The following is a 6,420-nucleotide window of genomic DNA, read 5'->3' as shown; positions in this document are numbered from 1 at the left end:
CGGGAGCGGCACGCGAGTGGTACCCGAGAGCCTCGACCACCCGGACGCCCGTGGCGAGCCCGCCCACGGCCTGCGCGGTCGGCAGCACCGAGCGGCTGGAGCGACGGCGAGGGTCGCGCCCGGAGGCAGCCGCTCCGTCAGGAGGCGCGCCGCGACCCGCCCCAGGCGCGCCTCGTCGGCCGCCGCGCCGCGGGGCAGCGAGACCGCGACCCTTACGTCCGAGAGGGCGAAGCGGCGCGCGAGCTCGCGTTCGAGCGGGGCCACGCGGTCCTCCGGCGGGCCGACGCTGATCCGCACCACGCCCCGCGAGCGCGCCTCGTCGAGCATCCTCGAGACCGAAACGCGGCCGAACGAGAGCCGCTCGCCGATCTCGGACTGGGTCAGGCCCTCGACCCAGTAGAGCGTCGCGATGCGGTGCAGGAGGAGGTCGCGCTCCTCGGCGACCGGGCCGGGCCGACGGACGGCCGGGAGGGGGAGAGAGGGCATGCGCGTATGGTGCGGGATCGTGGGGGCCCTGCGCGACAGATGGCACGGAGGCGGCGCGGCCCTGATCGTGCGGGAGGATGGGCGTCGGGGCGTTTTCTGAACGCTGTTCGGGATATCGAACCGGGTTCTTGTGTTGAGGAGGCCGGTGGGCTTTCCTGTCATCGACCGATGGAGGTGCACGTGGACGGCGATGAGGCTGAGGCACGGATGCTCGACGAACTGCTGGCCCCCGGGGCTCGGCTCGAGAGGGTCGCCACCGGAGCCACATGGAGCGAGGGCCCGGTCTGGCTGCCCCGCGAGCGCGTGGTGCGCTGGAGCGACATCCCGGGCGACCGCATTCTCGAGTGGGACGCCCGGACGGGCGGCACCCGGGTGCACCGCGAGCAGGTCGAGTTCACCAACGGCCGCACGCTCGACCGCGAGGGCCGCGTCGTGCAGTGCTCGCACGGCCGACGCGCCGTGGAGCGCGAGGTAGACGGCGTCGTCGAGGTGCTGGTCGACCGGCACGGGGACGCGCGGCTGAACTCGCCGAACGACGTGGTCGTCGCCTCCGACGGTGCCGTCTGGTTCACCGACCCGCCCTACGGGATCCTCCAGGCGCACGAGGGCCACCTCGGCGAACCCGAGTACGGCGGCTGCCACGTGTTCCGCTTCGTCGAGTCGACGGGCGAGCTGACCGTCGCGGCGACGACAGTGGAGGAGCCGAACGGCCTGGCCTTCTCGCCCGACGAGCGCCTCCTCTACGTCTCGGACACCTCCGTCGCCCTGCGCACCGACGGAACCGGCGAGCACTGCATCCGCGCCTTCTCGGTCGACGAGCAGTGGCGGCTCGATCCGCTCGGCGTGCTCGCTGTGATCGAGCCGGGCGTTCCGGACGGCTTCCGCGTCGACGTCGACGGCCGGATCTGGACCTCCAGCGCCGATGCCGTGCAGATCCTCGCCCCCGACGGCGCAGTGCTCGCCCGCATCCCCATGCCCGAGGTGGTCGGCAACCTCTGCTTCGGCGGCGACGACGGCACCGAGCTGTTCATCGCCGCGAGCACGTCGCTCTACCGGATCCGCACGACGACCCGCGACTCCGCCTCCCGCTCCGCCGCGGCCCGCCCGTGAGCTCGATCACCTCGCCCGTCTCCCTCGGCGCTCCCACCGCGGCCGAGACCGCCGCGCCCGCCGCCTTCCGGGCGATCCAGGTCCTGGAGGTGATGAGCCGGTCCCGCGGACCGCTCTCGCTGACCGACATCGCGGCCAGGGCCCCGCTCGCGAAGTCGTCCGTGCACAACCTGCTGACCACGCTCGAGGCGGCGGGCATGGTCCGCCGCTCGGGTGGGGGCTGGGTCCTCGCCTACAAGGCCCTCGAGATCGGGCAGTCGGTGCTCACCTCGACCGACCTCGTCGGCGAGTTCCGGCGCACCGCCGCGCAGTACGGGGTCCTCGGCCGCGAGACCGTGCTGCTCGCGGTGCTCGACGGGCTCGACGTCCTCTACCTCGCCCGGCACGACGGCCACCAGCCGGTCCGGCTCGCGAGCGACATCGGCCGCAAGCTCCCGGCCGTGGTGACCGCGCTCGGCAAGGCGATGCTGGCCGGCCTCCCCGACGCCGACCTCGACGAGCGGCTCTCGACGATCACCGAGCTGCCCCGTCCGACCCGTGCCTCCCATCGCACCGTCTCCGAGCTGCTCGGCGACCTCATGCGGGTGCGTCAGCAGGGCTACGCCGTCGACGCCGAGGAGAACACGATCGGAGTCACCTGCTTCAGCGTGCCGATCCCGGGCGCCGCCCAGCCCACCGCCATCTCGACCACCCTGCTCACCCAGCGGCTCACCCCCGAGCTGCGCGATGCGCTGGTGCGCGAGCTCACCGCGCTCGCCCACTCCCTCCGGCTCTTCGCCCGCACCTAGACCCCTGCCCGCCGCACCCGCGGCACTCTCTCGGCCCGCCCACCCGGGCGCCGCCGCTCTCCTCGGCGCGCCCGCCGACCGACCGAACGGAACCCCATGCGCACTGCACCTCCTCCTCGGAGCGGGCGATGACGCCCTCGCCGAACCTCCCCCTCCTGCGCGTCACCGATCTCGACAAGCGCTTCTTCGCGACCCACGCGGTCGATCGAGTGTCGTTCGACGTCGAGCAGGGCGAGATCGTGGCGCTGCTCGGCGAGAACGGCGCGGGCAAGTCGACGGTGATCCGGATGCTCGCGGGCGTCGAGAGGGCCGACTCGGGGCGGATGGAGCTCTCGGGCGCCGATCTGACCAGCGCGTCCGTGCGCCGCAAGGTCGCCTTCATCCACCAGAATCTGGGCCTGGTCGAGTGGATGACCGTCGCCGAGAACATCGCCCAGTCGCTCGGCTACCCGCGACGGCTCGGGCTGATCGACCACCGCGAGGTGCGGCGCCAGGCCGAGCGGGTGCTCGACCTGATCGGCGGGGGAGTGGATCCGGACGCCCGGATCTTCGACCTGCCGCGCACCGAGCGCAGCCTCCTCGCCATCGCCCGCGGTCTGGTGACCGAGCCGAAGCTGCTGATCCTCGACGAGCCCACCGCCTCGCTCCCACAGGCGGACGTCGAGCGCCTGTTCACGGTGCTGCGGCGGCTGCGCGACTCCGGGGTCGGCATGATCTACGTCTCGCACCGGCTCGACGAGATCTACGAGATCGCCGGCCGCGCCGTGGTGATGCGCAACGGCCGCGTCGTCGCCGACCGCAGCGTCGCGGGCCTCGGCCCGCAGGAGCTGATCGAGCTGATCGTCGGCCGCGGCACGGAGTCGGCGGTCTTCGATCCGCCGCAGGAGGCCGTGCGGCTCGAGCTCGACGAGGTCGAGGTGCCGGGCGCCGGGCCGGTCAGCCTCTCGGTCAGGCGCGGCGAAGTGGTCGCGCTCTGCGGCCTGCGCGGCTCGGGCCAGGAGACGATCGGGCGCGCGATCGCTGGAGCGGTGCGCCGCACGGGCGGCCGCCTCCTGCTCGACGGCGAGCAGTACCTTCCCGCCGGCCCCGCCGAGGCGGTGGAGCGCGGAGTCGGCTTCGCCACCTCCAACCGCGAGACGGAATCCGTCGCGGCCGGGCTGACCGTGCGCGAGAACCTGTTCCTCAACCCGAAGGTGTGGGGGCGGGGCCCGTGGCGCCCGCGCTCGCAGCGTTCGGAGCGCGCCGAGGCCGCCGAGGTGCTCGCCCGCTTCGATGTGCGGCCGAGCGATCCGGAGCTGGTGCTCGACACGTTCTCGGGCGGCAACCAGCAGAAAGTCGTCCTCGCCCGCTGGTTCGGCGTCGGCCGCTCCGTCGTCGTCCTCGAGGAGCCCACGATGGGCGTCGATGTCGGCGCGAAGGCCGAGATCTACGCGCTCCTGCGCGACTCCGTCCGCGAGGGCACCGCCGCGGTCGTGGTCTCCACCGACATGGAGGAGGTCGCCAAGATCGCGCATCGGGCGATCGTCTTCGGCCGCGGACGCATCGTCGCCGAGCTGAGCGGCGCCGACGTCACCATCGCCAACCTCGTCGCGGCCGCCTCCGACCTTGACCGCGGATCCGCACCCACCCCGTCCCCCCTCCTCGAAACGCAGGCGCCCTCATGAGCATGAACACCTCGGTCCGCTCGACCGCTCTCGAACCCGGTCCCGGCGCGAGCTGGCACCGCAAGCTCACCTCCAACTACGGGATGGTGATCCTCACCGTCGTGCTCTTCGCGATCTTCGCGATCGCCGAGCCCGACACGTTCGCCTCGCTGACGAACTTCCAGCTGCTCGCCTCGAGCAAGTCGGTGCTGCTGATCCTCGCCCTGGCGGTCACCATTCCGATGATCGCCGGCAAGATCGACCTCTCGATCGGCTACAGCGTCGGCCTCTGGCAGGTGATGTCGCTGAGCTGGCAGCTCGGCGGACTCGACTACCGCATCGTGATCGTGCTGGTGATCGTGGGCGGAGGAGTGATCGGGCTGCTCAACGCGCTCCTTGTCGAGCTCGCGCAGGTCGACGCCTTCATCGCGACGCTCGCGACGGGCCAGGTCATCTACTCGATCACCTACTGGTACACCGGCGGCCGCCAGGTCACGGACGACCTCGGCGCCCGCGCCATCGCCTTCGACGACCTCTCGCGCTGGTCGCTGGGGCCGATCCCCGGCCCCTTCGTCATCGCACTGGCGATCGGAGTCGTGATGTGGCTGGTTCTCGAGTACCTGCCCGTCGGCCGCTACCTCTACGCCGTCGGGGCGAACCCTGCCGCGGCCCGCCTGGTGGGTATCCCGCGCCGTCGCTACGTGGTCGGCGCGATGGTCGCCTCGGGCATGCTCACGGCGCTCGCCGGGATCCTCCTCGCCTCGCGTCAGGCCGGCGTCGCCCAGGCGAACATCGGTCCCGAGTACCTGCTGCCGGCGCTCGCCGCCGCGTTCCTCGGCTCGACCACGATCCGTCCCGGTCGCGTGAACGCGCTGGGCACCGTGCTCGGCGTGGCGATCGCCACCATCGGGATCTCGGGCCTGCAGCAGCTGCTGCCCGGCCGGTTCTTCCTCGAGCCGCTGTTCAACGGGCTCACGCTCGTGGCGGCGATCACGATCGCCTCCATCGCGAGCCGGAGGCGCGTGGCCCGCGCCGACGCGACGCCCGCCGCGGCGCCCGACACTTCTGCGCCCGCCACCCCCTCCCACCCCGTCAGCGTCGGCACCGCCGCCGAGCGCACCACCGAGAAGGACTCCTGATGACCCGGACATCCCCCCGTCTGCTCCCGATCGCCGTCGCAGCGATCGCCGTCCTGGGCCTCTCGGCCTGCTCCAGCGCCTCCGTCGGCAGCGCGGCGGGGGGAGGCGCCGCGGCCAGCGCTGCTGCGGCCGACTACTCCTCGATCGTCCCCACGGGTGACGTCCTCGCCGCCTCGAAGGAACTCGTCGCCGCCAGCATCGGCGCGACGGAGGGCTTCACCCCGCCGTCGACTGGCCCGACCGCGCAGAAGGCGGGCGCGAAGATCGCGTTCGTCGGCTCCGACCTCACCAACGGCGGCGTCAACGCCGTCTCGTCCGGAGTGATGGAGGCGGCCGGCGTCATCGGCTGGACCGTCGACTCTACGACGGCAAGGCGACAGCGCAGGGGCGCACCGACGCGATGAACCAGGCGATCGCCTCCGCCCCGGCCGCGATCGTGGTCGGCGGCTTCGACCCCACCGAGCAGGCGTCGAGCATCGCGCAGGCGAAGGACGCCGGCATCCCCGTGCTGGGCTGGCACTCGGGAGCTGCGACCGGCCCGGGCAACGGGCTGTTCACCAACGTGTCGACGGATCCGCTCGCCGTCTCGCAGCTGGCCGCCGCCTTCGCGGTCGCCGACTCCGACGGGACCGCCGGCGTGGCGATCTTCACTGACGGCCAGTACGACATCGCGGTCGAGAAGGCCGACGCGATGAAGGCCTACATCGAGGCCTGCTCGGGGTGCTCTGTGGTCAGCTACGAGGACTCGCCCATCGCCGAGGCCGACCAGCGGATGCCCGGCCTGATCGCGAACCTCCTCCAGGCGCATTCCGACGACCTGACCTACCTCCTGGCGATCAACGGCAACTACTTCGGAGGCGCGCAGCAGGCGCTCCGCGCGGCGGGCACCGATCCCGCCGGCACTCCGAAGTCGGTCGCCGCGGGCGACGGAGACGCGGCCGAGTTCCAGCGGATCCGCAACGAGGACTACCAGGCGGCGACCGTCGCCGAGCCGCTCGAGCTGCAGGGCTGGCAGCTGGTCGACGAGATCAACCGCGCGCTCGCGGGCGAGGAGGCGTCCGACTTCGTCGCGGCGCCCGGCCTCATCACCAAGCAGAACGTGCCCAGCGGAGACCTCTTCGATCCGGCGAGCGGCTACCGCGACGACTACCGCACCCTCTGGGGCAAGTAGTCGCGGACACTCCCGTCGCGGACCCTCGGGGCCCGGTCGCTGCTCACGCGGCGGCCGGGCCCTCGTCGTGCGTGCGCCTCAGG

The 6,420-nt window shown here is 72.6% G+C and carries 6 protein-coding genes and 1 pseudogene; 6 read left to right on the top strand and 1 reads right to left on the bottom strand.

All coding sequences use genetic code 11. The features are described from left to right. Window positions 1-486: pseudogene (locus ACH61_RS13405) on the bottom strand (hypothetical protein); the annotation flags it as partial. 180 nt (window positions 487-666) lie between these two features. Here ACH61_RS13405 and ACH61_RS13400 point away from each other — a divergent pair. The 6 genes from ACH61_RS13400 (at window position 667) to ACH61_RS13380 (ending at window position 6,337) form a co-directional block, all read left to right on the top strand. Beyond that, a complete protein-coding gene (locus tag ACH61_RS13400; RefSeq protein ID WP_132505363.1) occupies window positions 667-1,596 on the top strand; it encodes an SMP-30/gluconolactonase/LRE family protein in 930 nt (309 codons plus the stop codon). Further along, window positions 1,593-2,384 carry an IclR family transcriptional regulator gene (locus tag ACH61_RS13395; protein WP_068212889.1) on the top strand — a complete coding sequence of 264 codons (792 nt, stop codon included), beginning with the start codon at window positions 1,593-1,595 and terminating at the stop codon, window positions 2,382-2,384. The genes ACH61_RS13400 and ACH61_RS13395 overlap by 4 nt, the downstream gene beginning before the upstream one ends. A gap of 128 nt (window positions 2,385-2,512) precedes the next feature. Then, complete coding sequence (locus tag ACH61_RS13390; RefSeq protein ID WP_068212886.1) at window positions 2,513-4,048, top strand: sugar ABC transporter ATP-binding protein; 1,536 nt, start codon at window positions 2,513-2,515, stop codon at window positions 4,046-4,048. After that, window positions 4,045-5,166, top strand: coding sequence for an ABC transporter permease (locus ACH61_RS13385; protein WP_199220881.1), 1,122 nt, complete (start codon window positions 4,045-4,047; stop codon window positions 5,164-5,166). Before ACH61_RS13390 ends, ACH61_RS13385 begins: the two co-directional genes overlap by 4 nt. Next, on the top strand, window positions 5,166-5,570 hold the full coding sequence (locus ACH61_RS17015; protein ID WP_153038885.1) for a hypothetical protein: 405 nt from the start codon (window positions 5,166-5,168) through the stop codon (window positions 5,568-5,570). The genes ACH61_RS13385 and ACH61_RS17015 overlap by 1 nt, the downstream gene beginning before the upstream one ends. Continuing rightward, entirely contained in the window at window positions 5,567-6,337 is a 771-nt protein-coding gene (locus ACH61_RS13380; protein ID WP_153038883.1) for a substrate-binding domain-containing protein, read from the top strand. Before ACH61_RS17015 ends, ACH61_RS13380 begins: the two co-directional genes overlap by 4 nt. Window positions 6,338-6,420: the final 83 nt, after the last annotated feature.

It is taken from the genome of Rathayibacter tanaceti, from assembly GCF_001634385.1.
Taxonomy (GTDB): domain Bacteria; phylum Actinomycetota; class Actinomycetes; order Actinomycetales; family Microbacteriaceae; genus Rathayibacter; species Rathayibacter tanaceti.
This window is presented reverse-complemented; position numbering and strand designations above follow the sequence as displayed.